Genomic DNA, 16,236 nt, shown 5'->3' with positions numbered 1-16,236 from the left:
GAAGTTTTCTCAACAATTTTTGATGCAACAAGTTTAACACCGTTCCAGTTGCAACGCAGTCGGTCACTTCGTTGTGAAAAGCATTCCATACAAAGTGCAGAAAAGTCAAAAATTAACGATAATACATATATGTCTCTATACCTCAGCTGGATAGAGGGTTCGCCTCCTAAGCGAAACGCCCCCGGTTCGAACCCGGGTAGGGACATCCTTTTAAGAAATGCGAAGGTCATTTTTCCATGTGAAAGACGATCTTCGCATTTTTCATTTTGAACCTATCACCAAAATTAGCCAGCTAATGCCATTAGCAGAATTTTCAGCTCCAGCTAATAAAATCGGCTTTCCAGCTAATGAAGCCTCATAAAGCGCCTTTTGAACCCTGTTTTCTGGCTCTCTGCTAAGATTGGTAAACGCTTTCCTGTAAATCCATGTAAATACAAGATAATCTGTGTGAATCTATTTTCCACCTTTCTGCTGGAAGCCGTGCAAAACACTTTTCTCCATACATAGCGCGTTCACTCGCTGTTCTCTCGGAACAGAAAGAGGAACGCGCTTTTTTGTTTTCGGGCCGAACTTCCCGAATCCACCAAAGGAGGGTTTACCGATGAAAAAAGTTCTGACCGTCACGATCGACGGTATCCGCTACCATGCTTCCCGCCCGGCAGATTGCCGGCACTGCTTCTTCTGGAAGAATCGAAAGAAGGGCTGCGTTCTCGGCAAAGAGAACTGCTACTATCTGATCGAGCCGCCCAAAGGCCCCAGCAAGTGCGAAGGGTGCCCCTACAAGCGGGCAAAGCCCTGTGTGTTGGTTCCCTGCTACAAAGATCTGATGGCACCGCTGGAGAAACGAGGTGATGCCAAGTGAGCCACAAGCGAAACGAAGCTCTGCGCCATGTTCAGCACTCCATGCACCATGTGATCGCCGCTGGCGAAGGTTCCGACCGTGCCCCGGACAGCTGCAAGCTGTGCCCGTACTATCGACCCGATTTCAAGTTCCGCACCTGCCTGTATGCCCACTGCCCTTATAAGAAGCAGGTCAATGTATTCCGTTCCACACCTGAAAAATGGGATATTCTCTATGCCCGAAAAAAAGCCGACAAGAACCACAGACCTTGATTACTTCTATGGGCAGTCCAGCGAGCTGTTCTCCTTCTACCGGATTCCCAAGCTGTTGTTTCAGGATAGCCGCTTCCAACCGCTTTCCACAGATGCCAAAACCCTGTACGGTATCCTGCTGGACCGCATGAGCCTTTCAGCCCGGAATGGTTGGTTGGACAAAGCTGGGCGGGTGTTCATCATCTATACTGTGCAGGAGGTGCAGGATTCACTGGGCTGTGCCGATAAAAAGGCCACCAAGCTGCTGCGAGAACTGGAAGAGTACAGCCTGATTGAACGCAAACGGAGGGGGCTGGGTAAGCCCGATCTCATCTATGTAAAGAATTTTTCGTCAGAATCGTCAAAAACGCCCTACTTGAATCGTGATAATGACGATTCTGGAACCGTCCAGAATACGCTTCAAGATCCGGCCAAACTACGATGTAATAAGACTGAGAGAAATAATACAGAGGTAAGCGATACTGATCCTATCTATTCCGATGAAAACGACTGGATGAGCAAACGCGCCCAACTGGAAGAATATTTTTCTCAGTCTTTGGAGGTAGACCTTCTGCTCCGGCTCTGCCCGGACGATGAGGATACCATCTATCAGATCGTAGATTTGCTGGTGGACACCTGTGCCACTAATCGCAAGCTGCTGCACATTGCCGGGGACGACAAGCCCGCCGAGGTGGTACGCAGCCGGTTTATGAAGCTGAACGCCGACCATATTCGCTTTGTGCTGAAGTGCCTTGCAGAGAACAGCAGCCCGATCCGAAACATGAAGCAATACCTGCTCGCTTCTCTGTACAACGCACCCACCACGATGCAGCTTTCCTACCAGAACCAAACTAATCACGACTTAGCGATGCGGGGGTGATAAAAATTTCAAAGAAAGCAACTACGATTGCCATCGTCAACCAGAAAGGCGGCACCGGCAAGACCACGACCTGTGAAAATCTGGGCATCGGGCTGGCGATGGAGGGCAAAAAAGTCCTGTTGGTGGACGCTGACCCGCAGGGCAGCTTGACCATCAGCATGGGCTGGCAACAGCCCGATGAACTGCCCACTACCCTTTCCACCCTGATGGCAAAAGCCATGAACGATCAGAGCATTCCGCCCGGTGAAGGCATCCTGCACCATGCAGAGGGCGTTGACCTGATTCCGGCAAACATTGAACTGGCAGGGCTGGAAGTTTCCCTTGTCAACTGCATGAACCGGGAAAAGATGCTGAAACAGGTGCTGGAAGGAGCAAAGCACGACTACGATTTCATTCTGCTGGATTGTACCCCTTCCCTTGGGATGCTGACCGTCAATGCACTGGCAGCGGCAGATACCACCCTAATTCCCGTGCAGGCACAGTACCTGTCTGCGAAGGGCTTGGAACAGCTTTTGCAGACCGTCCAAAAAGTCCGGCGGCAGATCAACCCGAAACTGAAAATCGAGGGCATTCTTCTGACCATGACGGACAACCGCACCAACTACGGGCAACAAATCGGCAATTTGATTCGGGGTGCCTACGGCAGCAAGATCAAGGTGTTCGACCAGACCATTCCTAGATCTGTCCGTGCTGCGGAGATCAGTGCAGTGGGCAAAAGCATTTTTCAGCACGACCCCAAAGGCAAGGTGGCAGAAGCCTACAAATCTCTGACTGGGGAGGTGATGGCGAATGCCGAAAAACAGCTTAAACGTGTCGCTGAAAGGGGCAGATGACATCTTCTCCACCGAAGAATCCCGGCAGGAGCAGCAGCGAGAACAGGTTCAGCAGATTCCCATCGGGGAGCTGTTCCCCTTCAAGAACCATCCATTTAAGGTTTTGGACGATGAATCTATGCAGCGCACGGTGGAAAGCGTGGAACAGTATGGTGTGTTGTCTCCGCTGATTGCCCGTCCCAGACCAGAGGGCGGCTACGAGATCATCTCCGGGCACCGCCGCCAGCACGCTGCACAGCTTGCCGGGCTGGACACGCTGCCGGTCATTGTCCGTCAAATGGATGATGATGCCGCTGTTTTGCTCATGGTGGACAGCAATCTCCAACGTGAGAACATCTTGCCCAGCGAACGGGCTTTCGCTTACAAGATGAAGCTGGAAGCAATCGAGCGAACTGTTGGACGACCCAAAAATGTGGGACAAGTTGTCCCAGATTATTTCGGGAAACGCAGTACAGAGATTGTTGCTGAAGGAACAGGCGAAAGTTATAAGCAAGTCCAGCGTTTTATCCGCCTGACCAACCTCATCCCGGAACTGCTGGATATGGTAGACGAAAAGAAAATCGCCTTCAATCCCGCTGTGGAATTGTCCTATCTGGACGAAAGCCAACAGCGGGATTTTTTAGAAGCTATGAACGACACCCAGAATGCGCCGTCCCTTTCCCAAGCGCAGCGGCTTAAAAAGCTGGCGCAGGAAGGGCACTTCTCGTATGATGTTGCCTTTGCGGTCATGGGAGAAGAGAAAAAGGACGAGCTGGACAAGGTGGTCATCAAAAACGACACCCTGCGGAAGTATTTCCCGCGCAGCTTCACCCCGAAACAGATGGAGGACACTATCATCAAGCTGCTGGATCAGTGGCAACGCAAACAGCAGCGGCAGAATGAACGCTAACACACATTTTGAATGTAAGACCCAACCGGGTCTTTCTTTTTTGCAAAAATTAGGAGAAAAAGCACTATGAACACTACTATTGATCTCAAGACCGCAAAGACCATCGAAGCCATGAACCAGAAGATCAACCACATGGACAATGCTGTGACCGACTTCTTCAACAAGATGAGCGATGTGCTGGAGCGGCAGCTCGGCGATGATGAAGTTTACGCCGCCGTGATTGCCCCGGAGATCGAACTGACCATCACCCCGCTGGCGAATGTTCGCAGTTACCTGCCTTGCTTCGATGAAGCAGATTCCTGCTACAGCATCAGCGAAGATGTGCCGCTGGCTCTCTGTTACGACCCTCGTCAGGTCATCACACTGGCTGGAAAGCGTTACCTGTCCGGCGCAGTCATCTTTGTACGCTACGACACCGATGGCAATTTTGTTGCACTTACCACCGCCGACCTGTACCTGATCCAGTGTTATCTGGGCGAGAACAGCGTCCCTCTGATGGCTGGCCGCGAGAAGATGGTCTGCATCTGCATTGACTGAGAGGTGCAGCATGGATACCGAAATGACCCGCTATGAGAGTTTCGCAGAAGTCACGGAGGACTTTTACTGTTCCGCCGTTGATGTTTTGAAGATTCTGGTTCTCCGTCTGCACGACTACCATGCTCGTTGCTTCCATTCTCTGCGGGATGCTCTGTACGACTATTTTTCTACCGATGCCGCACCGCATACTCATGCCAATGTTTCCACTAAGCATATCGTCACCGCGTCTAGCGCTCCTCGTCCTCCCTGAGAGGATTCTTCTCACAGTTCAGTCAATGTAGGAGGTTTGCTATGAATTTTATTTATTCGTTTATCATTTTTGAAGCTGGTGCCTTTTTCGGCCTCTTTGTGGCAGCTCTGTTGAACGCCGCGCGTGCTGGGCAGGAAATCACTATCAAATTCGAGGAGGAAGATAATGGAACAGACCGAGAACACCTTGTCGGTGCTGAAAATTGCGCCGGGGCAGTATCCGCAGCAGGTCGAGATCGATAACGACCTGAAAGCATTGCAGCAGGCTGTCGGCGGCTCCATCGGCGCAAGCTACCCTTTTGAAGATCCGGTTGCCATCGTTTATAACGATGACGGCAAGCTTATGGGTCTGCCGCTGAACCGGGCCTTATGGGACGAGGACGGGCTGATGTACGATGTTATTGCCGGAACCTTTCTGGTGGTAGGTCTGGGCGAGGAAGATTTTGTATCGCTCTCCCCGGAGCTGGCGCAGAAGTATGAAGAAGAATTCCATCAACCCGAAGCCTTTCTCCCTCTGGGGCGTCGCCTGATGGTCATTCCGGTTTCGGATGAATCAGTTCAGAGTGATGCAGAAAAGGCTGTGAGTAAGCCCCCGGTGGAACATGACCGTTAAGGCGATTTTCTGCACAGGAGGTGGTAACGATGCAGGAAGAAATCGAGCATAAGACGGTCAACCTTGCCATCTCGACCACAAAACTGTCTGCCCGCACCCTGCTGCGTGGGATGCAGTTTCTGCTGCGGCAGTACGACAAGCACGCTTCGCAGGGCAAGCAGTCCATGAAGCGGCTAGTGCGACAGAACCGTGGCGTGACCAATGTGGAGATCCAGAAAACTGGCATCAAGGACTTTGACCGTTATGCCAAGCGATATCACATCGACTACGCCATCCAGAAAGACCTGTCCTGCAAGCCGCCCCGGTATCTAATCTACTTCAAGGCACAGGACACGGATGCCTTGAATGCAGCTTTCAAGGAATATTCGGCATCGGTGCTGGATAAAACCAAGCGTCCTTCCGTGCTGGCAAAGCTGCATGATCTGGCGCAGTCCGTTGCAAATCTGCCAGACAAAGTGCGGCACAAGCAGGAGGAGCGCGGCCTATGAGCAAAAAGAAGCTTTCCAAGCTGCTGGCGCTCTATCTGCCCTATGTGGTAATTGGCTTGCTAGCCACTAATCTGGGCGAGGCGTGGCGGCTGGCCGTGGGCAAGGAACTGGGCGATAAAATCGTATCGCTGATGGGAACTATCCCGGCAGCGTTTGCCAATCCGCTGCCCAGCCTGCATCCGCTGGATCTGCTGGTGGGTTTATGCTGCGGTGCCGCGATGCGGCTGGCGGTGTATCTGAAAGGCAAAAACGCCAAGAAGTACCGTCATGGCTTGGAGTACGGCTCCGCCCGGTGGGGTACTCCGAAAGATATAGAGCCATTTATGGCTCCAAAGTTCGAGGACAATATCATCCTGACCAAAACAGAACGCCTGATGATGTCCAACCGCCCGCCGGACCCCAAGAATGCCCGAAACAAAAATGTGCTGGTAGTCGGCGGCTCCGGCAGCGGTAAGACAAGGTTCTTTATCAAGCCGAATCTGCTGCAATGTGATTCCAAGAATTTTCCGGTATCATTCGTAGTTACAGATCCGAAAGGTAGTATCGGCGTGGAATGTGGAGAAGCCCTGTTAAAGCACGGCTACAAGCTAAAATTCTTCAACACCATCAACTTTTCCAAGAGTATGCGCTATAACCCCATGGCGTACATCCACAGTGAAAAGGATGTTCTGAAACTTGTGACCGCACTGATGACCAACACCAAAGGTGAAGGTCAGGGCGGCGACCCATTCTGGGACAAAGCGGAACGGCTTCTGCTCGTTTCGCTGATCGCATACCTCCACTACGAAGCCCCTGTCGAGGAGCAAAACTTCGCAACATTGCTGGAAATGCTAAACACTATGCAGGTTTCGGAAGATGATGAAACTTATCAGAATCCGGTAGACCTGTTGTTTGAGGATCTGGGTAAGAAAAAACCAAAATCCTTTGCAGTGCGGCAGTACAAACTTTATAAGCTGGCTGCCGGCAAAACGGCCAAGTCGATTCTTATTTCCTGCGGTGCCCGGCTCGCACCCTTCGATATTCAGGAAGTCCGGGATGCCACCATGTACGATGAGCTGGAACTGGACAAGCTGGGTGACCGGAAAACGGCGCTGTTCCTTATCATGAGCGATACGGACAGTACATTTAACTTCCTGATCTCCATGATCTACACACAGCTTTTCAATCTGCTCTGTGATAAGGCAGATGACCAATACGGCGGCAAACTGCCAGTCCATGTGCGGTGCCTGATCGATGAGTGTGCTAACATCGGTCAGATTCCGCAGCTGGAAAAGCTGGTGGCTACCATCCGCAGCCGTGAGATCTCGGCGTGTCTGGTCTTGCAGACCCGCAGCCAGCTGAAAGCCATCTACAAAGATAATGCGGATACCATCGTGGGCAACATGGACAGTCAGATATTTTTGGGCGGCAGTGAGCCTACCACCCTGAAAGATCTTGCCGAAGCACTCGGCAAGGAAACCATCGACAGCTACAACAATTCCGATACCCGTGGCAATAGCCCAAGCTATGGCACCAACTATCAAAAACTCGGTCACGAACTTATGAGCCGGGATGAACTGGCGGTGCTGGATGGCGGCAAGTGCATCCTGCAGCTTCGTGGTGTGCGCCCGTTTTTGAGCGACAAGTACGACCTGACCCAGCACCCGAACTACAAGTACACCTCGGACTATGACCCCAAGAACGCACTCGATATCGAGAAGTTCTTGAACCGAAAAGAAAAAATCCACCCGGATGATACCTTCATCATGGTGGATGCTGATTCGCTTCCGTCTGCCTGACCCGGTAGGCGGTTTTGTTTTGGACCGGAGAGGTACACCAGCAAGCCCACTTCCGCCGCAGTTTACGGCTTAACAACAACGGCTTCAGGTGTGTACGGACGGTCTACAACTTTCATTTATAAAGGAGAAACGACTATGGAATTCTTTAACTCTGCTATCGAAGTTCTTCAGACTCTGGTTGTGGCTCTGGGTGCCGGTCTGGGCGTGTGGGGTGCTGTGAACCTCATGGAAGGTTACGGCGGCGATAACCCCTCTGCCAAGAGTCAGGGCATGAAGCAGCTCATGGCTGGCGGTGGCGTTGCTCTGGTGGGCATCACCCTGATTCCCCTGCTGAGCGGTCTGTTCGGCTAAGTGCCGCAGGCGGGTTTATCCCGCCTGTACATACGCAATCGCTCTATCTCTGCTGTGGATAACAGCCCTTTATCATAAGGAGCGCATTGCGGTACGAATCTCCACCCATCCATGAAAGGCGGTGCTATTATGCAGTTTTTGACCCACATTATTTTTCTTCTGAACCTTCTCAAGACCCTTATCAACCACTTCAGCTAAGGACGGTGACTGAATGGAAACCGTTCTTAAAGCCATTGCCGACTGGATCAAAGGCATCCTGACGGCAGGCATTATGTCCAATCTCAGCGGGCTGTTCGACGATGTGAACACGCAGGTCGGCAATATCGCCCAGCAGGTGGGCACCAAGCCCTCCAGCTTTGAGCCGAGAGTGTTCGCCATGATCGAAGCCCTCTCTCGCAATGTGGTGCTGCCCATTGCAGGCATCATCCTGACCTTCATTGCCTGTTATGAACTCATCGAGATGATCACCCAGCACAACAACATGGCGCAGTTTGAGCCTGCCCTTATCATGCGCTGGATCTTTAAGACCGCTGTTTCGGTATGGCTCATCTCCAACACCTTCGATATTGTGATGGCGGTGTTCGACGTCACCCAGAAAGTAGTGTCCGATTCCAGCAGCATCGTTGCCGGAAACACCCGTGTCAACGACATTGGGCTTTCCATGCTGCAATCCAGCCTGATGCAGATGGATGTCGGCCCCCTGTTCGGCTTGTTCCTGCAAAGTTTCTTCATCGGCATCACCATGCGGATATTGAGCATCGTGATTTTCGTCATCGTCTACGGGCGCATGATTGAAATTTACTGCATGGTGAGCCTTGCGCCCATCCCCATGGCGACCTTCGGCAACCACGAGCAGAGCCACATGGGGCAGAACTACCTGAAATGCCTGTTTGCACTGGGCTTTCAGGGCTTTCTCATCCTTATCTGCGTGGCGATTTACGCTGTGCTGATACAATCGGTAGCAATCTCCGGGGATGCCATCAACTCCATTTGGAGCATTGTGGGCTACACCGTTCTGCTCTGTTTCAGCCTGTTCAAGACCAGCTCCGTGACGAAATCCGTCCTCGGAGCGCACTAAAGGAGGTGTTCGATTGGCTGCGTATATTTCCGTTCCCCGTGATTTGACCAAGGTCAAATCCAAAGTGGCGTTCAACTTGACGAACCGGCAACTGCTTTGTTTCGGCACAGCGGCTCTCATTGGAGTGCCGCTGTTTTTTGTTCTCCGGGATTCCGGCGGCAACACCGCCGCCACCCTCGGCATGATGGCGGTGATGCTGCCGGCGTTCTTCCTTGGAATGTACGAAAAGAACGGTCAGCCCTTGGAAAAGCTGCTGTCGTACTATGTGCAGTCCCGGTTTGTCCGCCCGAAGATTCGCCCCTACAAGACCAACAACTACTATGCGATTTTGATGAAGGGAGGCGTGACTCATGATTCTGTTTTGGAAAAAGACCGATAAAAGCGGCAAGAAAAAGCCGCCGAAGCCTGCTGTTCCCCGTACCGCCCAGCAGTCCATCCCCATGCAGCGGATGTTTGAGGATGGCACCTGCCGGGTGAAGCCCAACTATTACACCCGCACCATCCAGTATCAGGACATCAATTATCAGCTTGCCCAGCAGGAGGACAAGACCGCTATTTTCGAGGAATGGTGCAGTTTTCTGAACTTCTTCGATTCCAGCATCAAATTTGAATTGTCCTTTGTGAACATGGCAACCGACAGCACTGAGTTTGAAAAGAGCATCCGCATTCCGTTCCAGAAGGACGGTTTCGATGATGTTCGTGCTGAGTACAGCCAGATGCTGCGCCAGCAGCTTGCCAAGGGCAATAATGGTCTGACCAAGACCAAGTTCATCACCTTTGGTGTGGAGGGCGAAAGCATGGCGCAGGTCAAGCCCCGGCTGGACCACATTCAGAACGATCTGCTGAACAACTTCCACCGGCTGGGGGTGCAGGCAAAGCCCCTGAATGGTGTCCAGCGGCTGAAACTCATGCACGATATGTTCAACATGGACGGCGCATCCAAGTTTCACTTTGACTGGAAAGACCTCGTAAAAAGTGGTCTGTCCGTGAAGGATGCTATTGCGCCCACCGCCTTTGCCTTCAAAAATTCCCGGACGTTCCAGATGGGCGGCATCTACTGCGCCGCCAGTTTTCTGAGCATCACGGCATCCGACATCAGCGACCAGCTGCTGAAAGACTTCCTCGATATGGATTCCAGCCAGATCGTCACCATGCACATCCAGTCCGTTGACCAGAACAAGGCCATCAAGACGGTCAAGCGCACCATCACGGAACTGGATCGCAGCAAAATCGAGGAGCAGAAAAAAGCCATCCGTGCCGGATATGATATTGACATCATTCCGTCGGATTTGGCAACCTACGGCAGAGATGCAAAAGCCCTGCTGAAGGAATTGCAGAGCCAGAACGAGCGGATGTTCCTTGTCACATTTCTGGTGCTGAACACCGGGCGCACGGAGCAGGAGCTGGAAAACAATGTTTTTCAGGCATCCAGTATTGCACAGAAGCACAACTGCAACCTGTGTCGGTTGGATTTTCAGCAGGAGCAGGGGTTGATGAGCAGCCTGCCGCTGGCAGACTGTCAGATTGAAATTCAGCGTGGTCTTACCACCAGCAGCACGGCAATTTTTATCCCGTTTACCACGCAGGAACTGTATCAGTCCGGCAAAGAAAGCCTGTACTATGGGCTGAATGCTCTGTCCAACAACCTTATCATGGTGGATCGCAAAAAGCTGAAAAATCCGAACGGTCTGATTCTCGGCACTCCCGGTTCCGGCAAAAGTTTCTCGGCAAAGCGTGAAATCACCAATGCGTTTCTGGTGACGGACGATGATATTATTGTGAACGATCCAGAAGGCGAATACTCGCCGCTGGTGAATCGGCTGAAAGGTCAGGTCATCCACATCAGCCCTGCCAGCACCCAATATATCAACCCTATGGACATCAACAGCAACTATTCGGAAGAGGATAACCCGCTGGCTTTGAAAGCCGACTTTGTACTGTCCCTGTGCGAACTGGTGGTGGGCGGCAAGGAGGGCTTGCAGCCAGTGGAAAAGACGGTCATTGACCGCTGCGTCCATGTAATCTATCGCAAGTATTTCGAGAATCCCACCCCAGAAAATATGCCGCTGTTGGAAGATCTGTACAACGCCCTGCTGACGCAAGACGAACCGGAAGCCCGCCATGTAGCGGCTGCGCTGGAAATCTACGTCAAGGGCAGTTTGAACATTTTCAATCACCACACCAACGTAGATATCAATAACCGCATCGTCTGCTTTGACATCAAGCAGCTGGGCAAGCAACTCAAAAAGCTGGGTATGCTCATCGTGCAGGATGCCGTGTGGGGGCGTGTGACAGCCAACCGCAGTGCCGGAAAATCCACCCGGTACTATGCAGACGAGTTCCATTTGCTCTTGAAGGAAGAGCAGACTGCTGCTTATTCCGTGGAGATTTGGAAGCGTTTCCGTAAGTGGGGCGGCATTCCGACAGCCCTGACGCAGAACGTCAAAGACCTGTTGGCAAGCCCCGAAGTATCAAATATTTTTGAGAATTCGGACTTCGTTTATATGCTCAATCAGGCGAACGGCGATCGGCAAATCCTCGCAAAGCAGCTCAATATCTCTCCCCATCAGCTTTCCTATGTGACCCACTCCGGCGAGGGCGAAGGTCTGCTGTTCTTCGGCAACGTCATTTTGCCGTTCGTCGATCACTTCCCGAAAGACCTTGAACTCTACCGCATCCTCACGACCCGCCTTTCCGAAGTTGCGGAGGCGCAAAAGCATGAGTGAGAAACAGCCAAGGCTGAAATTTGAGGAAGACAAGGAGCGCACGGCCACGCGCTCTCCTCCAAAAAAGTCTAAAGTGGAACAGTCTAAGCCCAAAAAGCAGAAACTGAAGCAGGATGCAGACAAGGCAGCGGAAAAGGCGCAGCACCTGCGTTTTGGCAAAGCCGATATCACCCCGGATGAAGCATCCCGCATGACAAAGCAGCAGAAACGTGCTATGTATGCCGCTGCTGCCGCCCGGTCTGCGGTGCATCGGGAGGTTGACCAGTACGAGGACGATAATGTGGGTACGCAGGCTTTAAGCGAGGGCGAAAAGACAGCAGGAAATGTCCGGGATATTTCCAAGAGCATCTATGCCCGGAAGCTGAAAAAGAAAGCCAAGATGCAGGGCAAGAAGGGTGCCAAAACCGCAAAATCTTCCCCGCAGAAGCCGACTGCGGCACAAGATGCAGGCGAATCCTGCACCGGCGAGGGCTGCTCCAACTGGCTCTCCCGATGGCGGCAGAAACAGGACATCCGGCAGAGTTACTATGCCGCCGCCCATTCGGGCACAGCGGCGCAGACCGCAGGCGGCAAAGCGGCATCCAATGGCACCAATGCTGCAAAGTCCGGCATGGAGCAGGTCATCGACAAAGGAAGATCGGTGGTCAGCACCGCAGTCAACGGCATTGCCAATTTTGCAAAGAGCAACGCGCACGTTCTTTTGATCGTGGGCGTTTTTCTTTTGCTCTTGCTGCTGGTCATGTCGGCTTTTTCGTCCTGTTCCATTCTGTTTTCCGGCACCACGCAGGTATCCGGGCAGACCATTTACACCGCAGAGGACCGGGACATCCGGGGAGCCGAAACCGACTACAAGAAGCTGGAAAAGGAACTGGATAAAAAGATCAAGCGTACCCCCACCGACCACCCCGGCTATGACGAATACCGATACCATCTGGATGCTATTGAGCACGACCCGTGGCAGTTGACTTCGTTCCTGACCACGCTCTATGACGACTACACCCGCAGCGAGGTGCAGGCAAAACTCAAGGAGACGTTTGCCAAGCAATACAAGCTGACCACATGGGTGGAAGTCCAGACCCGGTACCGCACGGTAGTGATGATCGACATTTTTACTGGCATCCCCTACACCGTGCAAGTCCCCTATGAGTATCGAATTTTTCACACAAAGCTGGTGAATAAAGGGCTGGAGGTCGTTATCCGGGAGGAACTGAACAACGACCAATGGAAACGGTACGAAATTTTTCAAGATACCTTGGGTGGCAGACCTTACCTGTTTAACGGCGGTCTGCCGCCCGGTGGCTCCGATGGCTCTGGCGCGCCGGGCATTGATTATCAGGTTCCGGCAGAAGCCCTGACGGACAGCGAGTTTGCCGCTATCTACAAGGAGGCGCAAAAGTATGTGGGCACGCCCTACGTCTGGGGCGGTTCTACCCCGGAAACCGGGTTTGATTGCTCCGGCTACGTTTGCTGGGTCTACAACCAGAACGGCTACAATGTGGGGCGCACCACCGCCAACGGTCTGTGGAGCAAGAGCCAGCACATTTCCGAAGCCGAAGCAAAGCCCGGCGACCTTGTTTTCTTTGAAGGAACGTATGATACGCCGGGGAAAAGTCATGTGGGCATCTACCTTGGCAACGGCATGATGGTCAGCGCTGGAGACCCCATCAAGTACGCAAACATTCATTCGTCCTACTGGCAGAAATATTTGTCCGGTTTTGGGCGGCTCTCAAAATGATTGGAGGAAGAAATGAGCGAAAAACTCGATAAGCTGCGCGCTTCTCTGGAAAAGGAAAGGGAGCGTCGCATTAAGATCAACACTCGCATTGAAAGCCTTGAACGGCGGATTCAGGAAGCAGAAGCTGCCGAGGTCAACGAGATGGTGCGCACCGCCAAGGTCACGCCGGAACAGCTTGCCGCCCTGCTGCGCCAGTCTGCAACTTCCACCCCGACCCCGGCTGCGTTGTCCGCAGTCGGTGCTACGTTCAACAAGGAGGAATCTGATAATGAAGATGATGAATAAGTTCTGCGCCCTGATGCTGTCGGTGGCACTGTGCGCTGGCATGGCGGCTCCTGCTTTTGCCTATGGCGGTGAGCCTGTGGAGGAAGCGGAACAGCCTGTCCTGACTTCTACCACCGATGAAGAAGATGTAGTCACCGTGACCGATGAGGAAACCGGTGCGCTGACCCCGGAGGGCAACCTGACGCTGGTGGACGACTACCACACCAACTATTCTGATGGCAGCGGTCAGCAGTTTATCACGCTGGTGTCGAAGTCGGGTGCGACTTTCTATCTGGTGATTGACCGCAACGACAAGGGGGAAAACACCGTTCATTTCATGAATCTTGTGGACGAAGCCGACCTTCTTTCCCTGATGGAGGAAGATGCCGCCGATGCCTATACCGCTGAAAAAGAAGCGGCGGCGCAGGCAGAGCAGGAGCGCAAACAGGCCGAAGAGGATGCGAAAAAGGCTGCGGAAGAAGCGGCGGCATCCGGCACGGAACAGACTGGTGGCAACAAAGTTACGAAGTATGCTGCCACATTCTTAGGCGTTCTGGCTCTGGTCGGTCTGGCTGCTGGCGGCGGCATTTACACCTTTATGAAGCAGAAGCAGAAAAAGCAGGCAGAAAAAGAAGCCCTTGACCCCGATGCAAACTACACTGAGGACAAGGGCAACTTTGAAATCCCTGTGGAGGATGAGCCGGAGGAGACCGGCGAGGAGGATAAGGCAGAAGAATAATTCTATTGGCGGCGTTTGCCGCCTTACATATTGCAATCCAAAACAGATTGGAGGGATTCTTATCGCAAAATTGATCGTGGCGGAAAAACCGTCCGTTGCCATGTCCTACGCCAAAGTCCTCGGCGCGACCAACCACAAAGACGGTTATCTGGAGGGCAACGGCTATCTCGTAAGCTGGTGTGTGGGTCATCTGGTGGAACTGGCACCGCCCAACATCTACGATGCCAAATACGTCAAGTGGAGTATCGCAGATTTGCCCATTCTGCCGGAAAGGTGGCAGTATCTGGTTTCTGCGTCCACCAAAAAACAGTTTGGCATCCTGCAAAAGCTCATGCACCGCCCGGATGTGGACAGTGTGATCTGCGCTACGGATGCAGGATGGTGCGGTTAGGTGACTTAAGAGAAAGAAAAAGAGACCTCATATCGTTGAAAATCAAATTTCAAAATCATTAAAGGAGCTATTCAAATGAAACGAAATCAGAATTTCGACCATAATCACTCTCAAAAAGTGCTTTCCTGCCGCTACAACATGGACACCAACCGGGTGGAAGCCCGGTTCGGGGATGGCACTACCCTTTCCATCGACTGCATCGTCATTGAGGACGAATATGGCAACACCCCGGCACAGCGAGCAGAACTGGACTGGCTACTTATATAACAAGCCCTTGGAATATACCCAGCTTGTGCTGAGTGGGGAAATCGAACATTATCTTTCACTTGGTTGCGATCACGGTAGACTAGAAGATTGACCTTTTTTCATAGAAATGTGATTGGCTGTTACAGAATGGCTCTTCAAAAAGCATTACAGAAAATCCGGAAACTTTTTTGAACCATAATAACTCAAAAAAGTTTCCGGATTTCTGTTTTTGTACGATTGCTATCGTATTTTCATTTTGCAATAGTTTTCATAATTGACCATTGTCCATTACAGAGAATATAGGTCTCTTCCTATAATTGGCTGACATTTTATAGCACACACATTTATTTCTGCATGGAATACCCACTGCTTCCATAAAATATTTACTCGAATAATTTTCCGCAAAATGGACAACGATCTTTCACTGTTAGTACAATTGAAAAGTGCTTCCCACAAAAAGGACAACGACGTGTTATAAAATCAAAAATATAGTCTATCAAAAGTACAACAACAGCTGCTATACGAAACTCAAATGCCCATAGTGCGCATACGACTATTGCTATGAAGATGAATACAGCTTTGCATAATGTGAGTTTTGTTTGGAATTTCATTTTTTATTCTTCTTTCAAGCATTTTCCTTATAAGACGGAAGATTATACGTTTCTTCAACTCTGCATTGGAATCACCCTTTCATGTAAAAACAAAAGACACGAAATTGTTACGTCCACCTTAATTCTTAGATTAACTATTGATAGCATCAAAGCACAATAATCAATCGCTGTCCATAATTTTGTAACAACAGAGAGAAAACTTGTAACGAAATCGGTGTAGCTGCAAATAATATGACCCTCAACACTGGGCATCCAGTATTGAGGGTCATATCTAAATAATCTTTTTGTACCAGCACTTTATTGAAAATCAATCGTTAACCAAAGGCTTTTATTATGTCATGAAGAATTTCCATTTGCTGCGGCGAAAGATCATTTCCTTTTTGACTTGGTGAAAGCAATTCATCACGGAGTTTAATCAAAGTTTTCTTTTGCGCTTCAGTCAATCCAGAAAGAGATAGTACTTTTGGCGCATCCAGTCCTAGGAGTTCATCTGTTGAAATGCTAAATAAAGACGAAATGCTTGCAAGAACATCCAACGGAATTGCATGTGCATCACTTTCATATCCACTGACCGTGGATACAGCCTTATTTAACCGTTTAGCCAAGTCCGCCTGCGTCCAGCCACGACCTTCTCTCAGCTTTTTTAGCTTTTCTCCTAAATAATGCTCCATTCCCGTACACTCCTATCCTATATAAAGTGTACTATTTGAAATTTCAACATAATCGTACTATACTA

General features: G+C 51.2%; 19 protein-coding genes, 1 tRNA gene and 2 pseudogenes. 21 read left to right on the top strand and 1 reads right to left on the bottom strand.

Features of this window, described 5'->3' with window-relative positions; genetic code table 11:
* The first annotated feature begins 131 nt into the window (after positions 1 to 131).
* The 21 genes and pseudogenes from ACGHP1_RS03310 to ACGHP1_RS03210 all read left to right on the top strand — a co-directional run bounded on the left by ACGHP1_RS03310 (position 132) and on the right by ACGHP1_RS03210 (position 15,001).
* Positions 132 to 205: transfer RNA gene (locus ACGHP1_RS03310), tRNA-Arg, on the top strand.
* A 396-nt stretch (positions 206 to 601) separates the two neighbouring features.
* Positions 602 to 862 (top strand): hypothetical protein, encoded by a 261-nt coding sequence (locus tag ACGHP1_RS03305; RefSeq protein WP_154256648.1) that lies wholly within the window; start codon positions 602 to 604, stop codon positions 860 to 862.
* Positions 859 to 1,113 carry a hypothetical protein gene (locus ACGHP1_RS03300; RefSeq protein WP_154256646.1) on the top strand — a complete coding sequence of 85 codons (255 nt, stop codon included), beginning with the start codon at positions 859 to 861 and terminating at the stop codon, positions 1,111 to 1,113. The genes ACGHP1_RS03305 and ACGHP1_RS03300 overlap by 4 nt, the downstream gene beginning before the upstream one ends.
* The gene (locus ACGHP1_RS03295) at positions 1,076 to 1,972 is read left to right on the top strand and encodes a DUF6017 domain-containing protein (protein ID WP_390507713.1); all 897 of its coding nucleotides are present in this window, start codon (positions 1,076 to 1,078) and stop codon (positions 1,970 to 1,972) included. The genes ACGHP1_RS03300 and ACGHP1_RS03295 overlap by 38 nt, the downstream gene beginning before the upstream one ends.
* A complete protein-coding gene (locus ACGHP1_RS03290; protein WP_390509804.1) occupies positions 1,972 to 2,805 on the top strand; it encodes a ParA family protein in 834 nt (277 codons plus the stop codon). The genes ACGHP1_RS03295 and ACGHP1_RS03290 overlap by 1 nt, the downstream gene beginning before the upstream one ends.
* Positions 2,762 to 3,694: a ParB/RepB/Spo0J family partition protein gene (locus ACGHP1_RS03285; protein ID WP_390507711.1), complete on the top strand. Its 933-nt coding sequence runs from the start codon at positions 2,762 to 2,764 to the stop codon at positions 3,692 to 3,694. The genes ACGHP1_RS03290 and ACGHP1_RS03285 overlap by 44 nt, the downstream gene beginning before the upstream one ends.
* A gap of 66 nt (positions 3,695 to 3,760) precedes the next feature.
* Positions 3,761 to 4,231 carry a hypothetical protein gene (locus ACGHP1_RS03280; RefSeq protein ID WP_113992844.1) on the top strand — a complete coding sequence of 157 codons (471 nt, stop codon included), beginning with the start codon at positions 3,761 to 3,763 and terminating at the stop codon, positions 4,229 to 4,231.
* A gap of 10 nt (positions 4,232 to 4,241) precedes the next feature.
* A complete protein-coding gene (locus tag ACGHP1_RS03275) occupies positions 4,242 to 4,481 on the top strand; it encodes a hypothetical protein (protein ID WP_113992843.1) in 240 nt (79 codons plus the stop codon).
* A gap of 41 nt (positions 4,482 to 4,522) precedes the next feature.
* On the top strand, positions 4,523 to 4,723 hold the full coding sequence (locus tag ACGHP1_RS03270; protein ID WP_113992842.1) for a hypothetical protein: 201 nt from the start codon (positions 4,523 to 4,525) through the stop codon (positions 4,721 to 4,723).
* Entirely contained in the window at positions 4,647 to 5,093 is a 447-nt protein-coding gene (locus ACGHP1_RS03265; RefSeq protein ID WP_005945265.1) for a DUF3846 domain-containing protein, read from the top strand. Before ACGHP1_RS03270 ends, ACGHP1_RS03265 begins: the two co-directional genes overlap by 77 nt.
* A gap of 29 nt (positions 5,094 to 5,122) precedes the next feature.
* A complete protein-coding gene (locus ACGHP1_RS03260) occupies positions 5,123 to 5,581 on the top strand; it encodes a PcfB family protein (protein WP_390507708.1) in 459 nt (152 codons plus the stop codon).
* Positions 5,578 to 7,359, top strand: a complete 1,782-nt coding sequence (locus ACGHP1_RS03255; RefSeq protein ID WP_298637675.1) for a VirD4-like conjugal transfer protein, CD1115 family — start codon at positions 5,578 to 5,580, stop codon at positions 7,357 to 7,359. Before ACGHP1_RS03260 ends, ACGHP1_RS03255 begins: the two co-directional genes overlap by 4 nt.
* Before the next feature lie 135 nt (positions 7,360 to 7,494).
* Positions 7,495 to 7,710 (top strand): Maff2 family mobile element protein, encoded by a 216-nt coding sequence (locus tag ACGHP1_RS03250; protein WP_390507706.1) that lies wholly within the window; start codon positions 7,495 to 7,497, stop codon positions 7,708 to 7,710.
* Positions 7,711 to 7,921: 211 nt separating this feature from the next.
* Positions 7,922 to 8,788, top strand: coding sequence for a VirB6/TrbL-like conjugal transfer protein, CD1112 family (locus ACGHP1_RS03245; RefSeq protein WP_097771850.1), 867 nt, complete (start codon positions 7,922 to 7,924; stop codon positions 8,786 to 8,788).
* A gap of 13 nt (positions 8,789 to 8,801) precedes the next feature.
* Positions 8,802 to 9,167 carry a PrgI family protein gene (locus tag ACGHP1_RS03240; protein WP_317333196.1) on the top strand — a complete coding sequence of 122 codons (366 nt, stop codon included), beginning with the start codon at positions 8,802 to 8,804 and terminating at the stop codon, positions 9,165 to 9,167.
* Positions 9,139 to 11,514, top strand: coding sequence for a VirB4-like conjugal transfer ATPase, CD1110 family (locus ACGHP1_RS03235; protein WP_390507703.1), 2,376 nt, complete (start codon positions 9,139 to 9,141; stop codon positions 11,512 to 11,514). Before ACGHP1_RS03240 ends, ACGHP1_RS03235 begins: the two co-directional genes overlap by 29 nt.
* Positions 11,507 to 13,249 (top strand): C40 family peptidase, encoded by a 1,743-nt coding sequence (locus tag ACGHP1_RS03230; RefSeq protein WP_390507701.1) that lies wholly within the window; start codon positions 11,507 to 11,509, stop codon positions 13,247 to 13,249. Before ACGHP1_RS03235 ends, ACGHP1_RS03230 begins: the two co-directional genes overlap by 8 nt.
* Before the next feature lie 12 nt (positions 13,250 to 13,261).
* Positions 13,262 to 13,534 carry a DUF4315 family protein gene (locus ACGHP1_RS03225; RefSeq protein ID WP_015536499.1) on the top strand — a complete coding sequence of 91 codons (273 nt, stop codon included), beginning with the start codon at positions 13,262 to 13,264 and terminating at the stop codon, positions 13,532 to 13,534.
* Positions 13,518 to 14,252, top strand: a complete 735-nt coding sequence (locus tag ACGHP1_RS03220) for a DUF4366 domain-containing protein (RefSeq protein WP_390507699.1) — start codon at positions 13,518 to 13,520, stop codon at positions 14,250 to 14,252. The genes ACGHP1_RS03225 and ACGHP1_RS03220 overlap by 17 nt, the downstream gene beginning before the upstream one ends.
* A gap of 61 nt (positions 14,253 to 14,313) precedes the next feature.
* Positions 14,314 to 14,631: pseudogene (locus ACGHP1_RS03215) on the top strand (toprim domain-containing protein); the annotation flags it as partial.
* Positions 14,632 to 14,718: 87 nt separating this feature from the next.
* A pseudogene (locus ACGHP1_RS03210) lies at positions 14,719 to 15,001 on the top strand (DUF6061 family protein).
* An 813-nt stretch (positions 15,002 to 15,814) separates the two neighbouring features.
* On the opposite strand, the gene ACGHP1_RS03205 reads toward ACGHP1_RS03210, so the two are convergent.
* On the bottom strand, positions 15,815 to 16,171 hold the full coding sequence (locus tag ACGHP1_RS03205) for a helix-turn-helix domain-containing protein (protein WP_270478675.1): 357 nt from the start codon (positions 16,169 to 16,171) through the stop codon (positions 15,815 to 15,817).
* Positions 16,172 to 16,236: the final 65 nt, after the last annotated feature.

Source organism: Faecalibacterium sp. i21-0019-B1 (assembly GCF_042852915.1).
Classification (GTDB): Bacteria; Bacillota; Clostridia; order Oscillospirales; family Ruminococcaceae; genus Faecalibacterium; species Faecalibacterium taiwanense.
Note: the sequence above shows the minus strand (reverse complement) of the source record. Positions and strands in the feature narration are given on the sequence as shown.

Bases quoted from the DNA above. Each gene is read 5' to 3' on its own strand.
- ACGHP1_RS03305 (WP_154256648.1), top strand. From the start codon at position 602: ATGAAAAAAGTTCTGACCGTCACGATCGACGGTATCCGCTACCATGCT.
- ACGHP1_RS03295 (WP_390507713.1), top strand. From the start codon at position 1,076: ATGCCCGAAAAAAAGCCGACAAGAACCACAGACCTTGATTACTTCTAT.
- ACGHP1_RS03285 (WP_390507711.1), top strand. From the start codon at position 2,762: ATGCCGAAAAACAGCTTAAACGTGTCGCTGAAAGGGGCAGATGACATC.
- ACGHP1_RS03280 (WP_113992844.1), top strand. From the start codon at position 3,761: ATGAACACTACTATTGATCTCAAGACCGCAAAGACCATCGAAGCCATG.
- ACGHP1_RS03275 (WP_113992843.1), top strand. From the start codon at position 4,242: ATGGATACCGAAATGACCCGCTATGAGAGTTTCGCAGAAGTCACGGAG.
- ACGHP1_RS03270 (WP_113992842.1), top strand. From the start codon at position 4,523: ATGAATTTTATTTATTCGTTTATCATTTTTGAAGCTGGTGCCTTTTTC.
- ACGHP1_RS03265 (WP_005945265.1), top strand. From the start codon at position 4,647: ATGGAACAGACCGAGAACACCTTGTCGGTGCTGAAAATTGCGCCGGGG.
- ACGHP1_RS03260 (WP_390507708.1), top strand. From the start codon at position 5,123: ATGCAGGAAGAAATCGAGCATAAGACGGTCAACCTTGCCATCTCGACC.
- ACGHP1_RS03255 (WP_298637675.1), top strand. From the start codon at position 5,578: ATGAGCAAAAAGAAGCTTTCCAAGCTGCTGGCGCTCTATCTGCCCTAT.
- ACGHP1_RS03250 (WP_390507706.1), top strand. From the start codon at position 7,495: ATGGAATTCTTTAACTCTGCTATCGAAGTTCTTCAGACTCTGGTTGTG.
- ACGHP1_RS03245 (WP_097771850.1), top strand. From the start codon at position 7,922: ATGGAAACCGTTCTTAAAGCCATTGCCGACTGGATCAAAGGCATCCTG.
- ACGHP1_RS03235 (WP_390507703.1), top strand. From the start codon at position 9,139: ATGATTCTGTTTTGGAAAAAGACCGATAAAAGCGGCAAGAAAAAGCCG.
- ACGHP1_RS03230 (WP_390507701.1), top strand. From the start codon at position 11,507: ATGAGTGAGAAACAGCCAAGGCTGAAATTTGAGGAAGACAAGGAGCGC.
- ACGHP1_RS03225 (WP_015536499.1), top strand. From the start codon at position 13,262: ATGAGCGAAAAACTCGATAAGCTGCGCGCTTCTCTGGAAAAGGAAAGG.
- ACGHP1_RS03220 (WP_390507699.1), top strand. From the start codon at position 13,518: ATGAAGATGATGAATAAGTTCTGCGCCCTGATGCTGTCGGTGGCACTG.
- ACGHP1_RS03205 (WP_270478675.1), bottom strand. From the start codon at position 16,171: ATGGAGCATTATTTAGGAGAAAAGCTAAAAAAGCTGAGAGAAGGTCGT.